Annotated in this window: 18 protein-coding genes; 5 read left to right on the top strand and 13 right to left on the bottom strand. The window is 39.7% G+C overall.

What is annotated here, in order from left to right; all coding sequences use genetic code 11:
- Positions 1–15 precede the first annotated feature (15 nt).
- The 12 genes from KHS79_RS04665 to KHS79_RS04720 form a co-directional block, all read right to left on the bottom strand.
- Positions 16–405: a DUF7079 family protein gene (locus KHS79_RS04665; protein ID WP_051310837.1), complete on the bottom strand. Its 390-nt coding sequence runs from the start codon at positions 403–405 to the stop codon at positions 16–18.
- 57 nt (positions 406–462) lie between these two features.
- Entirely contained in the window at positions 463–1,008 is a 546-nt protein-coding gene (locus tag KHS79_RS04670; RefSeq protein WP_212717104.1) for a sugar O-acetyltransferase, read from the bottom strand.
- Between the two features lie 129 nt (positions 1,009–1,137).
- Positions 1,138–1,674, bottom strand: coding sequence for a lipocalin family protein (locus KHS79_RS04675; protein ID WP_212717106.1), 537 nt, complete (start codon positions 1,672–1,674; stop codon positions 1,138–1,140).
- A gap of 540 nt (positions 1,675–2,214) precedes the next feature.
- The gene (locus KHS79_RS04680; RefSeq protein WP_212717108.1) at positions 2,215–2,481 is read right to left on the bottom strand and encodes a hypothetical protein; all 267 of its coding nucleotides are present in this window, start codon (positions 2,479–2,481) and stop codon (positions 2,215–2,217) included.
- Positions 2,482–2,572: 91 nt separating this feature from the next.
- Positions 2,573–3,271 carry a tetratricopeptide repeat protein gene (locus tag KHS79_RS26230; RefSeq protein ID WP_212717110.1) on the bottom strand — a complete coding sequence of 233 codons (699 nt, stop codon included), beginning with the start codon at positions 3,269–3,271 and terminating at the stop codon, positions 2,573–2,575.
- 89 nt (positions 3,272–3,360) lie between these two features.
- Positions 3,361–3,621 (bottom strand): hypothetical protein, encoded by a 261-nt coding sequence (locus tag KHS79_RS04690; protein ID WP_212717112.1) that lies wholly within the window; start codon positions 3,619–3,621, stop codon positions 3,361–3,363.
- 117 nt (positions 3,622–3,738) lie between these two features.
- On the bottom strand, positions 3,739–3,966 hold the full coding sequence (locus KHS79_RS04695; protein WP_211233710.1) for a hypothetical protein: 228 nt from the start codon (positions 3,964–3,966) through the stop codon (positions 3,739–3,741).
- A gap of 351 nt (positions 3,967–4,317) precedes the next feature.
- Positions 4,318–4,554: a DUF4279 domain-containing protein gene (locus KHS79_RS04700; protein ID WP_212717121.1), complete on the bottom strand. Its 237-nt coding sequence runs from the start codon at positions 4,552–4,554 to the stop codon at positions 4,318–4,320.
- A 170-nt stretch (positions 4,555–4,724) separates the two neighbouring features.
- Complete coding sequence (locus KHS79_RS04705) at positions 4,725–5,906, bottom strand: winged helix-turn-helix domain-containing protein (RefSeq protein WP_212717123.1); 1,182 nt, start codon at positions 5,904–5,906, stop codon at positions 4,725–4,727.
- Positions 5,907–6,020: 114 nt separating this feature from the next.
- Entirely contained in the window at positions 6,021–6,881 is an 861-nt protein-coding gene (locus KHS79_RS04710) for a PhzF family phenazine biosynthesis protein (RefSeq protein ID WP_212717125.1), read from the bottom strand.
- A gap of 738 nt (positions 6,882–7,619) precedes the next feature.
- The gene (locus tag KHS79_RS04715; RefSeq protein WP_212717127.1) at positions 7,620–8,009 is read right to left on the bottom strand and encodes a hypothetical protein; all 390 of its coding nucleotides are present in this window, start codon (positions 8,007–8,009) and stop codon (positions 7,620–7,622) included.
- 103 nt (positions 8,010–8,112) lie between these two features.
- The gene (locus KHS79_RS04720) at positions 8,113–9,354 is read right to left on the bottom strand and encodes a hypothetical protein (protein WP_212717135.1); all 1,242 of its coding nucleotides are present in this window, start codon (positions 9,352–9,354) and stop codon (positions 8,113–8,115) included.
- Between the two features lie 889 nt (positions 9,355–10,243).
- Between KHS79_RS04720 and KHS79_RS04725 the strand changes: the two genes are divergently transcribed.
- From KHS79_RS04725 to KHS79_RS04745, 5 genes are all read left to right on the top strand, one after another.
- Positions 10,244–11,668: a carbon starvation CstA family protein gene (locus KHS79_RS04725; RefSeq protein WP_094788150.1), complete on the top strand. Its 1,425-nt coding sequence runs from the start codon at positions 10,244–10,246 to the stop codon at positions 11,666–11,668.
- Between the two features lie 290 nt (positions 11,669–11,958).
- Positions 11,959–14,031, top strand: coding sequence for a flagellin N-terminal helical domain-containing protein (locus KHS79_RS04730; protein ID WP_212717137.1), 2,073 nt, complete (start codon positions 11,959–11,961; stop codon positions 14,029–14,031).
- A gap of 61 nt (positions 14,032–14,092) precedes the next feature.
- A complete protein-coding gene (locus KHS79_RS04735) occupies positions 14,093–14,989 on the top strand; it encodes an MBL fold metallo-hydrolase (RefSeq protein WP_212717140.1) in 897 nt (298 codons plus the stop codon).
- A 34-nt stretch (positions 14,990–15,023) separates the two neighbouring features.
- Complete coding sequence (locus tag KHS79_RS04740; RefSeq protein ID WP_212717142.1) at positions 15,024–16,760, top strand: SulP family inorganic anion transporter; 1,737 nt, start codon at positions 15,024–15,026, stop codon at positions 16,758–16,760.
- A gap of 36 nt (positions 16,761–16,796) precedes the next feature.
- Positions 16,797–17,474, top strand: coding sequence for a YdcF family protein (locus KHS79_RS04745; RefSeq protein ID WP_212717144.1), 678 nt, complete (start codon positions 16,797–16,799; stop codon positions 17,472–17,474).
- Positions 17,475–17,669: 195 nt separating this feature from the next.
- Here KHS79_RS04745 and KHS79_RS04750 read toward each other — a convergent pair whose 3' ends face one another.
- Positions 17,670–19,256, bottom strand: a complete 1,587-nt coding sequence (locus KHS79_RS04750) for a substrate-binding periplasmic protein (protein ID WP_212717146.1) — start codon at positions 19,254–19,256, stop codon at positions 17,670–17,672.
- Positions 19,257–19,340 lie beyond the last annotated feature (84 nt).

Below are 19,340 nucleotides of genomic sequence, written 5' to 3' on the forward strand. Positions count from 1 at the left end.
GCAGCTCATCTCTAATTAGGGTATCGAGCAATCACTTCTTAAGTTCCTAAGTTTCTCAAGAACAATAGTCCACTGAGACTGAAGTGCAGAGCCATAAAAACATTTAATTAACTTACATTTTAAGCGAAATATCTTTTGGTTTTTACTTTTATTGTTTTGGATTTCAGAAAACAGCCACTCTTTATCAAAACCTTCCCATACTCCAGCAGTAGCCAATAAATTCCCATAACAAACTGGCGCCACATCATAAATAAGTATTTCATTCAGTTCTGACTCTGTGAATGGCGTTTGCAATAACTGCTTTGCAATAAACTTTAACTCCAAACCCTTTAACTCAGTGTCAAGAAATAATTCTGAGATAGAATACCATGCTATTTCGTAGTATTCCTGCTGTTGTTTTTTCATTCCAAAAAATCTCAATAAACACAACATCAGCAACCTGTATAGCCTTCACAACCCGCCTTAAACAGCATGCTGAACTTTACATGGATTTCCAAAAGCCACACTATTATCAGGAATAGCTTTAGTAACAACACTTCCGGCACCTATAACGCAGTTATTTCCTATCTTAACCCCTGGTAAAATGGATACATTTCCACCAATCCAAACATCATTACCAATTGAAATGCTTACGCCATACTCAATCGAGCGGCGCTCAATTCCATTTAAAGGGTGTGTCGCTGTAGATATCATGACTTGAGGGCCAATAAACACATTATCGCCAATTTTAACACTACAGACGTCAAGAATCGTCAAGTTATGATTTGAATAGAAATTACTTCCTAACTCGATATTATAGCCATAGTCACAAAAAAAATTTGGCTCAATATGAGCAGAGTCCTTTATTAAAAGCAGACTGGATAGTAAGGACATTCGTTCATCTAATCGAGTAGGATCAAACTGATTAAAACGCTGGCAAATACTTTTTGCAAACATTCTTTCCCCGAGTAGAACATCATCCCAAGAATTATAGGGGAGTCCTTCCAGCATTTTCTCTTTTTCCGTCATTTACTCAATTCCATATATTGGTCATTTATTTTTCATCACCCTACATAAAAACTAAAGCTAAGCATAGAGGCTAATCATGCCTCGTTAGCGGATGCTACAAATGGTAATACCAAGCAATATGTAACACGCTTAAAAACCATTCGTATTGGGTATATTTTGCTTTACAAAAATTAAGTTTTTAGTATTAAAGCCAAACGCCTCAGCTTGTTCTACAAAGCGGTCAATAACCCCTTGAGTTAAAGTTGGCTTTCTTGAAAGAAGCCATAAGTACGACAGGTCTGGGCCAGATACAAATGCATACTCATAGTTTTCATCATCCAGCTCGAACACAACATAAGAGCCATAAAATGGTCCAAAAAATGAAACCTTGAGATAACCCTCTTCTGTTCCATTAACAAAATAGGCTTTACCCTCTGCTTCCTTCCATTGCTTTTCTGTTGGTGAATACCCCCTATTTTTAACACTTACACCACCATCATCACGCACTGAATATTCTGCAGTCACCTGCTCCAAACCTCGCTCAAATGAATGATCAAGTCTTGCAATTTCATACCACCTGCCTAAATATCGACTAAGGTCAAACTCTTTGACAGGAGAAACCTTAGCAGGCATTCCGAGACAACCTGTCAATAAGATGGATATTGCGAAAATAAAAGTTAGCTTCATGCATAAGCCTCGACTGAAAAACCAAGAATCATTCAAGTAGGAAACCAGAGAGATTTTAGGTAATTTTCCTTTATGAAAGCTATTTTTTAAAGAACCGTTCCATAGAACGCGCTGAAAACCGTTCAACGTAAGCTATCATAATCGCTATAAAGTACCACAAGCGCTTATTCAAAGGTATTTACGAACAGAAAAATGAGGGTTTAAAGTCTAAGTGATGTATTTCATACAGTATTTACTGTGAGTGGATGACTTTTCTAGACAGTTTCTAGGTTTTGAAAGTAAGCTGCTTCAGCCTTTGCTGGTGAACTCAAATAACCTGCCGTAGCTATCAGTGTTCGTTTGTTTGTTATATGTTTTAATTATATTCTTGGCCGCTTGCCTTCTTAGCAATAACACCTGTAGATATGCAAACGGTAACAGCACATATCACTTCTGCAATTAACAAATATGGATATTCAAAAAATTCTTCAGGACTTAGAAGTAAAAAAAATGTTTTCATAGCTATTTCAGCTACCAATACAAATACTAGCAAATGAAAAATTATATTTTTTTCACAATTCTTGTGATTGCGATAGAGGCGATAGAATAAGCAATGATGACAAACAAGAAATGATAAAATAAAATTTCTGTATTTATTACTAATTTATAATCGTGAGCAAGAGCAAAACTGTCAATTCTGCCGGTAGACTCTCTTAACTCCACAACTTTAGACCAAAAAATTGTATTTTCAATTCCACTCAAGAAGCAGTACGTCATAAAGAATACTACGATTCCTACCAAAAGTGAGTAAGGTTCAATCTTGTTCATCTTATTCACACAAAACACTGACATAGTCGGTGCGCGGAAGCGCATCCAAGTGAGCGATAGCAAACGGTGTTGATGACCTTGTGATGTGCTTCTACTTGTAGAACCAATCTGGGTGACCTCTAAATTCTAACCCACTCAAGTATTGCGCTCTTTTTTCCCAATACTTAGACTGGTTAAGGTCTGTAAGTTCTTTATATGGCTCACCATGAAATATGCGAGCCAAAGCTTCAGCAGCCCATTGTGCATATGGTACGTTATGATCTTTCCTCGCCGATTCTTGATACCAATATATTGCTTTTTCAGCATCAACTTCACAGCCCACGCCATATAAAAGCATAAGAGCTAGATCATTCTGAGATTCTGCCAAGCCTTGTTTTGCTGCTTTTTCATCCCAATACATGGTTTTGATATCATCTTGAGGCACTGTGTCTCCATGAGCATAGGCACAAGCAAGACTTCTTTGTGCTTCAACAGAACCCATATTTGCAGCTTTTAGCGTAAGCAAAAAAGACTTTCTGTTTTCAGGTTCGTTGCTCCAATAACTGCTTTTGTAGTTTGTTGAGGCTAATAAGGCCAAAGCTTCAGGATTTTTATTTTTTGCACTCTTTTCAAGCCAACATTTCGACTCTTTTACTGTAGTATTAGGGTCGCCTCCATAGTACAGGTACCCCAAAAGTAATTGAGCCTCTGCGTTATTATTGTTAGCAAGCGGCCTAAGTAGAGATTTGGCTTTCTCGTATTTTCTAACAAGTATCAGCCTCTTAGCGATGCCAATTCGGTGAAATTTCACCTTATTACACATAACGCCAACCACATGTACTGGTGTAAACTTTGTTATTTTTCAAGTAAAGCTTACTTAGGTCCCCGTGTTGGTTTTTGTTAAGCATATACAGCATCGTATTCTTTTTCAGACAGCTCAATTAACTGCCAATTAAACTCTGTTGTGACTAGGATTAAAGACATCTCACCATATAGATGTACTTGCCAAACAGGGTCTTCGTCAATGGGCACAACTACCGCTTTGCGTGAACACTTTGGACACATTATCAATACTGGATCATTTTTTGTAGGCCCACTAATCGTAAACCTATTCTCTCGCTCATCTTTAAACCGATTATTGTTCATTACTTTTTTATGCACTATACGCCACTTTCATGCAAAACCTAACCTCATTTTAGGCCTTATAATTAAAGGCATTCAGCAAGTTGGCTAGTCTTAGCCGGTTACGATCTTGCATACTGCTTGAAGAAGCATGATTTATAAATGATACACACCATAAGCAACTGCCGTAGCACTACCTAACCAAATAAATAGTTTAAATTCAGCCCAATGATCTTCCCAATAATTACCACGAAACATGCTAACGATATCAGGAGTAAACCAAAACTTTATGCACTCGATAAGTTCATCTTTATTGCCGAATAATAGCTTGTACATTGCCCATAATGTAAAAAAAAATGCTATTGCTGCTAGTATTTCGCGCATACTCACTCCTTGACCTTTATATTCACCAAGAGAGGTGAAAAATAAGCGATAGCGAGGTTTTAGTTCAAAGTGTGTTGCTTAGCTTACTCATTTCAATTACACATAACTACTAATGAGCATCACACTTACGCAAACTTAACCTCATTGTAGGCTTTATGGTTACTGCTATCCAGTGAGATGGCTGGGGAGCAGCTTTTACTTGATTAGAGTTCTGGATTAAACACAACAAATTGAGGGGAGTTATTGAAGTAGTGATCCTTATTTGAAAAATGTTTATGCTCCCATAACTATCCGTAAGCCTCTATCCCTTTTGCACAACTTTCCAGAAACTTCGCAATGTGCCGCAGTTCTTCAGGAGTTACTACGAGATACTTGTGAATCTAGATCACCTGGTTCTCTTTCCTTAGCCTCAAGCCACCACATGCCTGACCTAGCAATACGAGGGTTGCCATTTGCACTCCATGAGAACGGCTCACCTTTGATCATCTGGTGAGTTGGTTCACAACCAAGCTTACCAGTAATATCAGCTGGAATTAAATCGTCTCCTATGATTCTTAAGCAAGCCATAGTTCTAGAAATTATCGCCATATTTCCCTACATATCATTATTAACAAACAGAGCCTTCGATAACATGAAGTATATGACATCCGTACCTTTCAATGTCATCAAGTGCTTTCTGATCTCTCTCATCCATATTGCTGTTTCTCAATAGTTGCTTATCTTTTTCAAAACCAAACTGTTTTAGTCGTGATTGAGGCTTAAGACTTCAGTAAATAATAGCTAATTTCCTTATGATCGCATTTCTGCAGCTGCCAGCTTAGGCATTGATTAAATTCGGCGTAGGCGTCTAAGGCAGACTTTAATGAATCAACAAAAGATTGTGTGTCTATCGGAGGGTATTCGATATAGAGGCTATAGATGAGCAAGATTTTGTTTTTCCTATCAGCTTTAGCATCAAGACGGCCAACAAACTCGTCGCCCCAAAGTATTGGCAAGCAAAAATACCCAAACTTTCTATCCGCTTCTTTTAAATAACATTCAAGCTGATAATTGTAACCGAACAACTTGCTCAATCGTTTTCGTTGAATCACCAGGTTATCAAATGGTGAAAGAAGTTTTACCTGGGCTTTGGGCATTCGTTTATCGAGTAATGACAAGCCCTTTTTATCTGTATAACAGTGGTTATCACCAAGTTTTACCTTGATGATTTCACCCTTTTCAAGCAGCTGTGCAACCTGCTGTTTAATGTATTTTTGCATCCCTGTACGCAAATAACCGAACTCCGTTTCATTACCCAAACCATTGGCTTTTAGATAACTTTTGATGAGGTACTGCGCATATTCACTTTGAGTCGGCATCGATGTATCAATATGGGATGGCAGTACACGTTCGGTCAAGTCAAAGACTTTTTGAAAACCAACACGGCGTTCGACCATAAGCTTGCCCTGTAAAAACAACAACTCCAGTGCACGTTTTGCTGGTTTCCAATCCCACCATTGTCCAGCACTGTGTTTTTTGTCTTCAAAATCTTTTGACTGCAACGGTCCTTCAGCAGTGATGCGCGCCAGCACTTCAGCCTTGATTTTTTTGGCCTGCTCATGCCAGTCTTTTTCATTATCGATCATTTGTTGCATTTTAATCTGGCAGTAACGAAAGTCGGATATCGGTAAATAAGCTGCAGCATGATACCAGTGTTCAAATATTTCACACTTTCGCTGTAATTTATCTAATAACTCAGGTTGGTAGCCTTTAACACGATTCCATAAGGTATGATGATGGGCGCGCTCAACTCGGGCAATAGTGTCAATTTGTATATAACTGAGTTGCTCTACAGCGGCCAGTGTCGCTTTTTCAGAACTTTTATGCGGCATTCCTTTAGGCATGACCTGGCTTAGCAATACGATTTTTTTGGCTTGTTTTATTGATAACGAGTCAGTCATGGATAAATACTTCTGTGCATGGGTTCTTGTACTGTCTGCATTTTTCTCATTATACAGCCTCCAACACTCTCTTCTTCCCCCATTTAATACTTTGTGTTTTACTACAGAAGCCGTTTAAACTGGAATTTCAATACTTCCCTGCATCGTCGCAGTTCCACTGACCACAACTTTTGTTATCATTGAATTTGAAAGTTCAACTCTTGCCTTTATCAATGATGAACACCCCATTGCACGCCCCTGCTCAAAGACATAGCTATTACAATTTAATTTTACATGTTCAGCCAGATAACATGCCAAAGCACCACTTGCACTGCCTGTTGCTGATTCTTCATGGATTCCCACGAGTGGTGCAAAATTACGACAACTTGCCGTATATGCATCTCCCTCTTCATTGAGCTCAAATACATGAAAGCCGACCGCTCCATGCTTTTTACAACACGCTGTAGCTTTTGCTTCATCAAGCACAATGGAGTCAAGATAACCTTTAGGCACTGGAATAATAATGTCTGGTAAACCGGTTGAAATAATCTCAATGGGTAAATGAGTGCTTTCCAATATAGACGACTCAATGCCAATAGCATCAGAAACATCACGAGCATTTAACTGCTCAATCCTTGTAGGTAAGCACTGCTCCATGATTACTTCTGTGCTATTCACACTTACTTTTAATACGCCGGCCTTAGTCCTTTGTTTATACTCCCCCTCAGTAATAATACCTTGTTGAAACATTACGGAAAAAGCGGCTAAGGTTGCATAACCACAAAAATCGACTTCTTCCGTTGTTGTAAAAAATGATACATTGAAATCAACCTCATCATCTTTAGAAACGAAAGCAGTTTCTGAGAAGCCTACAGCCTTAGCGATATAAAGCTTTTGCTCATTTGTTAAGCCATCTGCTTGCAATACAACACCAGCCGGGTTTCCACCCTTACCATTTTGCGTAAATGCACTGACTAACAAGACTTCAATATTCATGGGGTCATAACTCCTATACATCTCATATCATCTCGACTTATTTATACCCTTCACGAATCATTTTTAGGGTTTGTTGTCAGCGCTCTTCACCCCAGTCACTTATTAATATAAGCTCCGGGGGCTTCATCGCTTGACGGCCACCCCTAAAAACCCTTCGTTTTGGGTATAGTTTGCTAGCAACTCTGACACCTCGCTCACCACATCCTACATCGAACCATATGAATGACCATAATCCCACTGAAAATTCTAACAGTTCATGGCCAACCATTATCCTTATTAGCAATCAACTAAAGCATTCACCAAAATACAAGCGATAGTTTCATATTAAAATATCATTGGAATAGGTAGAGACTGTGCTAATGCAAAGCATGAATTAATTTGTTACTCCCGCAGTAAAAGACCATCCTTGGTCTCTACTGCTTACGGTGCTCCCGGCACCTGCTTCACAAACTAATTCAAGCATTGCTAACTGTCTTTATGCTTCACCTGAATCATTTTTAAATGTGTATCTGTTGTACTTCAATATATGCGAAGAAATCCCAAAGGAAGGATAACACACATCGAACTGTTTGCCGCAAGGATACGGCAACCAAGCCTCCAAGGAAGGATTCACGGCGTGCTCGATGGGCGTTATGCAGACTTTGGGCAAAGGTTCTTCAGAACATAGCTTTTAAAAAAATAAAATTATATGTCTCTGATCGATGCTAAGTAGCTACGCTTCTCTGATTATATTTTCACTTAGGTAGAATATCTTTTATGGTAAAATCCTATAAGCAATAAAGTTATTGATGCTACCCCTATTGTAATAAAAAATTGTTTATTGGTAACAGAGTATGCTAATTGATGCCATCCGGGATAGTAACTTTCGAATATCACAACATACGCAAGAAAACATCCTACAAAAAATACACCAACCGTATACCCAAATCTGCTAATAGGTGAGATAAAATATGAACCGACTAAACCAAAAACTGGAATAGAGAAAGCAGCAAAATAGTAACTCCAGAAATTAAAATATTTCTCACATAGTTCACCTAACACAAATGCAACTGGCCCAAGAGCAAAACAATAAATTGGCACGAGTACCGCTCGAAAGAGTTGCAATCCAAATTTTACTTCTTTTTTCATCTTTATTATTTTTAACAAAAAAATTATAATTGTAAGCTACGTACAGGACAAAACTTTCAGGGAGTGCCGAAATACTTAAAGATTTTGACATATATGGTCCCCCTTATTTCTTTAGTGACTGCACCAGCTTAATTGATGATCTAAGAATGATTAAACCTAAGCCACAGTAAAGCACTAAAGACAAATAAACAATATAAGGTAACTGATACTTAACTTGATTATTTGATGGATATAAAGACTGCCTCGTCATCGTAAATAACAAAGCAGACTCACCTATATAAGGCGCATCAGCCAAATTTGAAAGCAATCTCGGTAGTAACAACGTACCATCAGGCAGTGGCCATGATGCGACAATTGCCTCTGTTGCTAATGGGTAAAAATGTTGTAGTTGGTTATTTACCTTTGAAGCTCCAATGCCAAATGCACTGGCAGCTACTCCATATTGACTAATCACAGGACCAGCGTCCACATCAAAGAAGAACGAATTCATACCACTATTTTGAGGGAATTCAAAAAAGCCCGAAATAATACTTCCTTCATTCCAAAAATACTCTTCGTAATTGCTATACCAGTTCTGGGCTACATTTGGCCACAATTCTGGCGCCCATATAAGCATGTACGATATTCCTACCCCTCGAGCTGGACCATAGCCATATCCTGTTTTTGAGTTAGCAATATAAGCAGGTAGCCCCGTGCTTGAATCCAAACGTTCATCTTCAAATGCACGGATAGAGCGGTTAATAAAATCAGACTGATCCATACCCAATAATTTCCCTGCTCTATTGAGCACTGCTATAGCAGGCAAAATATCTACCGGATAACACTCTCCAGGATAATCATCTAACAGACCATATGGGGACTCATCCAGCTCTTTTGATAAAGACGTTACCTGATCGACCAAAACCTCTTCATATTGACTATTACCAGTAAGTTTTTGGTAACTTGTCAGCCCTGCAATAAACAACATTCTATAAAACAGGTTTTCCTTATGCAGATAATCACTCCCCCAGTGCGCTTTTACCCATGAAGCATTATCTGGGTCAACTATCAATTTAGCTGCAGCTTCAATAGCTTCTCTAGCATAGATATTTGGTGCTTCTCTAGAAAAGTTGGGATTAACTTCCCAGTTTTCTTGCAGCGTCTCAGTTGACCATAAATATAAAACAGCACTAAACATCGGCCACTCAGTGCCAGATACATTATCAGTTGTTAGTTTGGATGCTCTTTGAAAATCGATACGATCATTAACCCATGACACAAAATCTTTGGTGATTGTTGTGTGCCAACGATATGTGAAACTAGGGATCTGATTTGTTTGCAACCCTGGATCACGAAGATCATACACAACTATTCCTGCAGGTATTAAAAAGAAATACAATGCAATGAACACCAAGAGTGTAGCTCTAAAATATATGAAAATGCTTGATTTTATACAGTTCATTAATAGAAACTTCTTTACCATTATCTCTTCATGGCGCAACAGCAAACATTTTCGTAGTACGACAACCTTATTGTTAATATCAAGCAATGAAATTGTACTGACCACTTCATCATTGTCTTTTACGCCCCAAAATCACCTTCTTCAGCAAAATAAAACCGATTGATACTAGCTGGGTCAGGCTAATCTTCTGCTGATTTTTTATATCAATTCTTCGATGAACAACACGACGGCACTCAATATACTTTTCCCAAATCACATAACTCAATACTTCTACCGACTTTAACTTTATCAACAATACAAAACATAAATTAATTTACTGCTACCTCAACAGTCCGATTATTACTTATCACTTGAACACTATACATGTCTATACATGTAATGTTGCAATGTGTACCAGCCTCAAACAAAGGCTGGATAACTTACTTCGAACTGTTTGCCGCAAGGATGCGGCAATCAAGCCTCCAAGGAAGGATTCACGGCGTGTTCGAAGGGTGTTATCCAACCTTTGTAGGCATAAGGCTTTAAAAAAATAGCTTTTATATAAAGTACAGTTAATAGGCCACTGCTCTGTACTGTGATCTAAGGGCTGTACATTATTAAAGTCGATAGGCTACCCCTCAGCGGTAATACTTTTATGTGTGTGTCACACCACTGCAACCACTCCCACATGTTTTCCAACCACTCCCCAGACTATTCAGCCACTCACCTATTTGTCAGTCCTTCTTTATATATCAACCGGGATAAACTGGCAGGGCAGGATAAAGACAGTACTATAATTGGGAGGGCCATCAACATGATGTGGTTTCTACTTTGCGTCGGCGCGCTGATTGCCGGCTATTTTGTCTACGGAGGACTGGTTGAGAAAATTTTCCGTCCCCGCCCCGAACAAAAAACACCCGCACTAACAATGAACGATGGGGTTGATTTTGTCCCCATGTCTGATAAAAAAGTCTACCTTATTCAACTACTTAACATAGCCGGACTAGGCCCCATCTTTGGCCCGATTTTAGGGGCACTTTATGGCCCAGTTGCCATGCTCTGGATTGTATTTGGCTGCATCTTTGCCGGTGCTGTTCATGATTACTTTTCAGGTATGCTTTCTGTGCGAGCTAAAGGAGCCAGTGTTCCCAGCGTAGTAGGCCAACACTTAGGTGTTGCCGCTAAACACTTTATGAATATCTTCGCGGTTCTGCTGTTGTTACTGGTTGGCGTGGTATTTGTGCTTGGGCCAGCCAAACTGCTTGGTAGCTTGTCTGAAATGAATGTTGCTTGGTGGGTAGCCATCATCTTTGGTTATTACATTATCGCAACGATTGTGCCCGTCGATAAAATTATTGGCCGCTTTTACCCCTTCTTTGGCGCCTTGTTACTATTTATGTCTATAGGCTTGCTCGTTGGTTTAGGTATCAGTGACAAAGGCTTTTACTCCGCAGGCTTAGATTTCAGCAACCTACACCCTAAAGAGCTTCCACTTTGGCCTTTACTATTTATTACCATTGCTTGTGGTGCAGTTTCAGGCTTTCATGCAACACAGTCACCACTAATGGCTCGTTGCATGCAAAATGAAAAATCAGGTCGTTTTATTTTCTACGGTGCGATGATTGGTGAAGGTGTTATTGCGTTAATCTGGTGTACTTTAGGCTTATCATTCTATGAAAGCCCTGAAGCGCTTAATGCGACCCTGGCATCTGGTGGGCCTGCCGCAGTTGTCCATGAAGTTTCTACTTCACTGCTGGGTGCAATAGGTGGTGTTCTGGCCATACTGGGGGTAATTGTTTTACCGATCACTTCTGGTGATACAGCATTCCGTAGTGCCCGCCTCATTGTTGCTGACTTCTTTAAATTACCTCAAAAAGCGCTAGTAAAACGCCTATTAATCGCTATCCCTATGTTTGTGATTGGCTTCCTTATCACCAAAGCTGAGTTCGGCGTTATCTGGCGCTATTTTGGCTGGGCAAACCAAACCACAGCAATGATTATGCTTTGGGCTGCTGGAGCCTATCTGATTAAAGAAGGTAAGCTGCACTGGATTTGTACAATACCCGCAATGTTTATGACGGCAGTCACCATAACTTATCTAGCCAACGCTGAAATTGGCTTTAACCTGCCAATGAACGTTGCCACCATCATCGGTGCAGTGACTACAGTCGTGTTCACTGCTGGCTTTTTCTGGAAGTATAAAAAACCTGCTTTATTACCTCAGGAGCAAAATGGTTAACGGTTAAATCAACCTACTACTGGAGAAATCGTTGTTCCATTGCAGCACTATACTTAGGCGGCTTATGTCGCCTTTTTTTATTCATATTTTTTTACTCATAGTCTGGTCATAACTTTTACTCATTACAATTAAGCGTAATAATTCTGAAACATCTTTAACATCTCTTCAAATCCCACCAATACTGAGAATGAGTGATGAAATGAGCTTTCAATCAGTTATGTTATTACTCACTAACCACTAGTCCTGCCCCAAGCAAGTTGGCAGCTGTGCGCTAATGGGGAGGGTTCACCATGCCCCAGATTATTAATACAAACCTGCTATCACTGATTGCTCAGCGTAACCTAAATCAAACGCAACAAGCGCAAGCAACAGCCCTTGAACGGCTTTCCTCTGGGCTACGTATCAACAATGCCAGTGATGATGCAGCAGGGCTGGCAATTTCCATTCGATTCGGTACACAAATAAGCTCAACGGCCACTGCTATTCGTAATGCAAACGATGGCATTTCACTTACTCAAACGGCTGAGGGAGCACTTTCCTCTATCACAACTAACCTCCAACGTATTCGAGAACTGGCATTACAGTCATCAAATGGCAGTAATACTTCGTTGGATAGAGACTCGCTCAATGAAGAAGTCCAGCAACTCATTGATGAAATTCAAGACGTAGCTAATAACACAACATTCAATGGGAAACCTCTGTTAAACGGCTCCCTTTCTAAAACAAACTTCCAAGTGGGTACTAATCTGGGTGAAACAATTCCTGTATCCATCAGTGCTATTACACCAGACCGACTTGGTAGCGCCCTTACTGATGGTATATCGTCCACCAGACCTGGATCACTCACTTCACTGCTAGCGGGCGATATAGTCATTAACAGCATTGCAGTCCCTGCTCCGTCTTCCACCAATGATAGTTTATCCAGTGCAGATAATGAGAAAAGTGGAATTGCCATTGCCGCAGCGATCAACAGTGTAAGTGACCAAACAGGTGTTACTGCCCGTGCAAACACCAACGTGGTTGGCTACGCGGACTTTTTAGCTGCAACCAATGCAACCGTTAGCGGTAATATCCTTATCAATGGCACAACCATTGCGGTTGCTACCAATAATGCACTCAGTGCTGATGCCAACCGAGAGTCTGTGGTGACAGCCATTAATGCAGCTCAAGGGCAAACTGGTGTACGTGCTGAAAACACCGGCAGTATTAATACGGGCATAACACTTATCGCCGATGATGGACGCAACATTGTGTATGATGATAATGGTTCGGGCTTATCCGCAGCGGTTGCTGTAGGCATCAGTGGTGCGGCTCAAACCTTTGTCGGCAGCTACACTCTTATTTCCCGCAGTGGCGCTGATATTAATATCGACTTTGGTCGATCTGATATTGATCGCTTTACCGGCTTACTGAAAGGTACTTTTAGTGGTGGTAACAGTGGTGTTGTTGGTCGTCGAGTCGGAGTGACACAAGCTTTACAATCCGGCGATTTAGTCATTAACGGTGTAGCCGTTGGCCCTTCATTAACCAGTGATGATACAGCTTCATTTAATAACAAAGATGGAAGTGCTATCGCCAAAGCTGCAGCCATTAATCGGGTTACGGGTCAAACAGGCGTTACTGCCACAGCTTTACCAACCATTGCCTATGGCACAGCAATTACTACAGGCAGTACCCGTAATGAATCCATCGATATTAATGGCGAAACCATCAACATCAGTTTTAATGCTGCTGATTCAGCAAGCACTATCATTAACAATGTGCTTACTGCTGTTAACAGTAAGCAGGGTGTCACAGGGGTAACGGCAGAAGCCTTTGGTACATCATTTCGTTTAGTTGCCGCAGATGGCCGAAATATTAACCTGGCTAATGATAGTGCCAATGTGGCAGAAGCCGGGTTTAATGTTGCGTCAATTGGTGCAGATACAGGCTCATCAATTCTATTAACAGGCGCAGGTCAAATTGATATAACAACCCAAAACCCTTTTTCAGCCATTGATCGTTCAGGGTTTCGTGTGGGTGAATTTGGTAATGTTGAAGATGGTAAATTATTGGATAATGTCGACATCACAACAGCAAGTAACGCCACAGATGCTTTAACATCTATCGATAATGCTATAGATCAAGTCAGCAGCCTACAAGCCTCTTTAGGTGCACTTCAAAATCGCTTTCAGTCCAGTGTAAATAACCTAAGTGTTTTTAGTGAAAATCTTTCAGCAGCGAATTCTCGTATTGTTGATGCTGATTTCGCAGCCGAAACAGCTGCATTTTCCAGAGCACAAGTATTACAGGAAGCTGGAATTTCCGTGTTGGTTCAAGCCAATGCCAATGCACAGCAAGTATTGGCGTTATTAGATTTTTAAGTTAACGTGCTAATGTTTAAATAATCACAGCCAAGACGATATAAGTAATGGAGAATTAAGCATGGATGGCGCTTTACCTTTCACCCCAAGTTTAGCCACTCAACCCCAAGTCACAGCGTTTTATGACCCACATTCACAAACTCTGACGTACATCGTTAAAGACCCTAACTCATCTGCATGTGCGATTATTGATCCCGTCGCAGATTTTGATTATGCATCAGGTAGTTTACATTTTGCCCAAGCCGATCAGCTTATTCATTATATTCACGAACATCATTTATCGTTAGCGTGGATATTAGAAACCCATATTCACGCAGACCACCTTACATCTGCAGATTATTTACAACAACAATTGGGTGGAAAGCTAGGGATTGGTAATAAAGTGACCGAAGTGCAATCTACTTTTGCCAGGTTTTTTAATGACACGCATTCTGTCCCTTGTGATGGCTCACAATTTAATACCCTTTTTAATGATGGCGACAGCTTTCAAATTGGTCAGCTTACCGGTCACGTTTTGCAAACCCCCGGTCATACCCCTGCTTGTGTGACGTATGTAATTGGCAATACAGCTTTTATTGGCGATACCCTTTTTATGCCTGACAGTGGTACAGCACGTACAGACTTTCCTGGTGGAGATGCCAAAACCCTTTATCAATCAATTCAAAGAATTTTTAATTTACCTGATACCACACGCCTTTTTATGTGTCACGACTATTGCCCTGATGGACGACAGTTGCAGTTCGAATCCTCAGTAAAAACCGAGCAAGAAAACAATATTCATATCAACGCGCAAGTCACTGAACAAGAATTTATTACGCTACGACAACAGCGAGATGCCATCTTAACCATGCCACAACTCATCATCCCTGCTTTGCAAGTGAATATTCGTGGAGGAAAGCTCCCTCTTCCTGCTGATAATGGTGCAACATACCTTAAACTACCCATCAACGGTTTTTAATCGTTTTTGAAAATAATATAATAAGTGCTCTCTTATGCAGCTAAACTCTTTCATCCTGTCTGTCATAAAGCAGCTGTTTCCAGCAAGGCAATGGCTTAAAAACTATAAAACTGAGCATTTTAATGGTGACCTTATTGCTGCACTTATTGTCACCATTATGTTAATCCCTCAGTCATTAGCTTATGCATTATTAGCAGGGCTACCTGCAGAAATGGGTTTATATGCCAGCATTTTACCTCTGGTTTTTTATGGATTTTTGGGTTCCAGTTATAGTCTATCCGTAGGGCCGGTCGCTATTATCTCATTAATGACCGCCAGTGCAATTATGCCTATAGCCTCTCCTGAGTCACCTGCTTACACAACGCTTGCGATTCTCCTTGCTTTTATTTCTGGTTTAGTACTGCTGCTTTTGGGTATTTTACGTTTTGGATTTATTGCCAACTTTTTATCTCATCCTGTAGTTTCTGGTTTCATCAGCGCATCCGGTATAATTATCATTATTAGTCAACTCAAGCACCTATTGGGAATTCCAGTCAGTGGTGATAATTTAATTACACAGGGAACGACCCTATTTCAGTCAATACCGGCAATGCACAGCACTACCTGTATTTTGGCCATAAGCTGTTTAGCAGGTTTATGGTGGTTACGTCTTTGCTTTTTGAGGTACTTTCCAACGTGGGGAGTACCATTACACTACGCTCAACTTTTATCAAAAGCAGCACCCGTCATCGTCATTTTACTCGCTACACTCACCACCTATTATTTTCGGCTTGACTTAAAAGGTGTTGCAATCGTCGGTGAAATTCCCAAGGGTTTACCCCAATTAAGTTGGCCTACAATGACTGGAGCTCACTGGCAGCAATTAACGAGTTCTGCACTTTTAATTGCCATTATTGGCTTTATTGAGTCCATATCCATTGGCAAAACCCTTGCTGCCAAAAAACGTCAGCGTATCAATCCAAATCAGGAGCTTATTGGTTTAGGCTCTGCTAACTTAGCCTCTGCAATTTCTGGCGGATTTCCCGTTACAGGTGGTTTTTCACGGTCTGTCGTTAATTTTGATGCAGGCGCTTCAACACCTGCTGCCGGTATTTTTGCTGCCTTGGGTATAGCGATTGTGGCATTATGGCTTACACCATTGCTATTCTACCTGCCGAAAGCAGCACTGGCAGTCACCATTGTGATGGCCGTTATTTCACTTATTGATATCGGCTTAATTCGAAAAGCCTGGCGATATTCTCGAACAGAGTTTACAGGGATCACCACCACACTCACTATAACCTTATTCTTTGGTGTAGAGTACGGTGTATTGAGTGGAGTAGCTATTTCAGTCAGCCTGCACTTACTTAAAACCGCTCGTCCACATATTGCTGTGGTAGGCGAAATACCAGGAACTGAACATTTTCGTAATATTCAACGTCATAATGTCATCACTTACCCTCATATTATCTCTATTCGTGTAGATGAGAGTCTTTACTTTGCCAATAGCAGCTTTTTGGAAGATAAGATATACAGTTTGATTGCTCAGAATACTAAGGTCAAACATGTTATTCTAATGTGTACCGCAATTAATGAAATTGATTTAAGTGCACTGGAAACATTAGAAGTCATCAATTGTCGTTTACAAGAGTTAAATATTCACTTCCATTTATCAGAAGTGAAAGGCCCTGTGATGGATACACTACAAAAAACTACTTTTACCAAACAACTAAATGGCAACATCTATCTTAGCCAGCATCAAGCAATTGAAGACTTAAAAACAGCCCCCTAATAACCTGTTTATAAACGCTATCTGATGATTAATGAGATGCAAACACGCTACCGCCCTATTCTAAAAAAGATACTAAAGCTGCTGATAGTGCTACTAATTATCGATTTAATACTGTCAATTGCCTGGTTAAAATATGTATCGTACCAATTTAGCCATAACGATACCGTAGACTCATCATCAGTTGATGCCTTAATTATCCTTATGGGAGATTTTAATAATAACTATACGGCATTAGGTAACCAAACACTTCGCAGGCTTAATCATGCTCTATCCTTAGCAAGACAATATAACATCAATACATTCTTATGTGTTGGAGGCTCACGCCCAACCAACAATGTTTATGGTGCAAACCTTATGAAACAGTATTTGGTCAATCAAGCTATTGATGATGATAACATTTTAACCGAAACACACTCCTACGATAGTCAAACTAACTGGCAAAATGCCAAGTCAATTATTACTCAACAAGGTTGGCAAACGGTTTTCTTAGTGAGTACGCCACTTCACTTACAGCGATTTAAACAAATTATTGCCGATCACCCTATTGATACAAAAGTAAAGTTTAAGGCTATTTCATATAAAACCACTTCCCCCAAAGTAACGTATTGGGAGCTCTGGCAAAATGTCCATTACAACTGGGCTGCAAATATCAGTACCTTATTACCACAATCCTTACGAGCTCAGTTATTAATGCTTATTCGACCTCAGCATTAAGGGTTAGCTTACAGTAAAAAGTGAGTTAGCCGCAAAGATAAGGTAACCGAGTATTCAGGAAGGGAGTTACAGAATGATCAATGAGCTTATTGAGCATCAACAACATAACCACTTGACGTTTAAATATGTGGTTAAAAAACCGTCAATTATCAATAAAAACTATCATTTATTATTCTCTTACCTATTTTTCAATGGCTAATGACGAGTAAAAGACTTTTGCATTATTTGATAAACTTCCCCACTTTTCTTTAGTTTATAAAGCTCACTATCAAACATTTTACTAAACTTGTTATGGAATGGGTATTTTCCTTCTTTGAGTGCGACTTCTGAATAGCCGATATAGACTGGATCCTCACCTGAAATAGCGACTTTCTTCAGTGCTTTATACCGACCATTTGCCGAATGAATACGATTAAAAAGCAATTGTTCATTTATTGCATTAAATGCCCCTTCTTCAGATAATAAACAATCTGCTCGACCAAGACTTACCATTAACAACATATTCTCCATACCCCTCACTTCACTATACTTTACCAGCTTTTGATCTATCATCCTCCTAAATTTTTTGCCTCCCCAGCCATCAAAGCCAGCAATATTTACAATGTGTAAGCCTTTATAATCATCGGGCCAATTAACCCGTTTTTTTATTAATACTGATGGGTGGCAGTAAACAGCTATTTTTTCTATGTAAAAGTGCAAAGAATATGGATATAGGTAAGGCCAATCGTGGCCATGAAAAAAAGCGGGCGCTAATCCGTAGCCTTTACCTTGCTCCATTATTTGTTTTCCCCTTGGCCATGCAACTGGCACCATATTAACATCAAATGGTGTCATTTTATCAAATACAGCTTGAAGCACGTCAATGTATACACCTTTTGCTTTGTTATTTTCTGCATAAGAGTAAGGCCGATAGTTATCATCAACATAAATAGTCACGGTCTTTTTTTGCTTCTCAGCAGGTTCTTTCTTTTCATTTTTTTCCGGTATATTTTTATTTGAAGACTTAGCAGTGATGCTATAATGGTTTTTTTCAAGGTCGTCTTCGTAATACTGTCTAAATTTTCCTTGTTTTATAAAGCGAGTCAGCGCTTCATCAAATAACCCTATCCACTCTTTATTTTTAATGCTTTTTTTTGACAGCATTAGGTAAGCTCCTTTGTTCTGCAAAGCCTTTGAGTGATGAGTAAAGAGTGAAGCTTCTTTCTTGGAAAAAGTATTATGTATCTCGTAGTAACCTACCGTGAGATCATGCGGAAAAATATCAATACGTCCTTTAAGCAACATTCGTAAATTTTGTAAATCTGATTTACTACGAATTACATGCAATTTTCCTTTTTGCTCCATTTCCATAAAAGGCTCACCATAGTTGTAACCAATAGTTGCACCAACCCTAACCCCCTTCAAGTCATCAAATGACCTCCAATCAAATACTTTGTCCCTTAAATGAAAAAAAACAAATGAAATATACCCGATAGGTTGTTCACTAATATAAAAATCCTGTTCACGATCAGCAGTTTTGTACCATAAGAAGGTACCATCAACCAGTCCCTGTCGTGCATCCTCCATCGACCTAGCCCAGGGGTTAAACCGGTAAGTCACTTTAACACCTATTTCAGCAAAAATATCACTGATTAAACGTGGGGTGACACCTTTATATCTAAGTTTACTGGAAACATAGGGAGGCCACTCACCTCCTGATAGAACTATGTTTTCCTCTGTTCTTCCCGTAGATACAAGTACACAAAGTAAAAGCAGGATAAACCAGTGAGTATAAAGGTACATGCTTCTTCATCAACACATTGAGTACACATCGTTTAAGTTTAGATAACTATGCCCAAAGAGAGCCATAATTTGCAGGAAAAGTCC

The organism is Zooshikella ganghwensis (assembly GCF_018263875.1).
GTDB lineage: Bacteria > Pseudomonadota > Gammaproteobacteria > Pseudomonadales > Zooshikellaceae > Zooshikella > Zooshikella ganghwensis.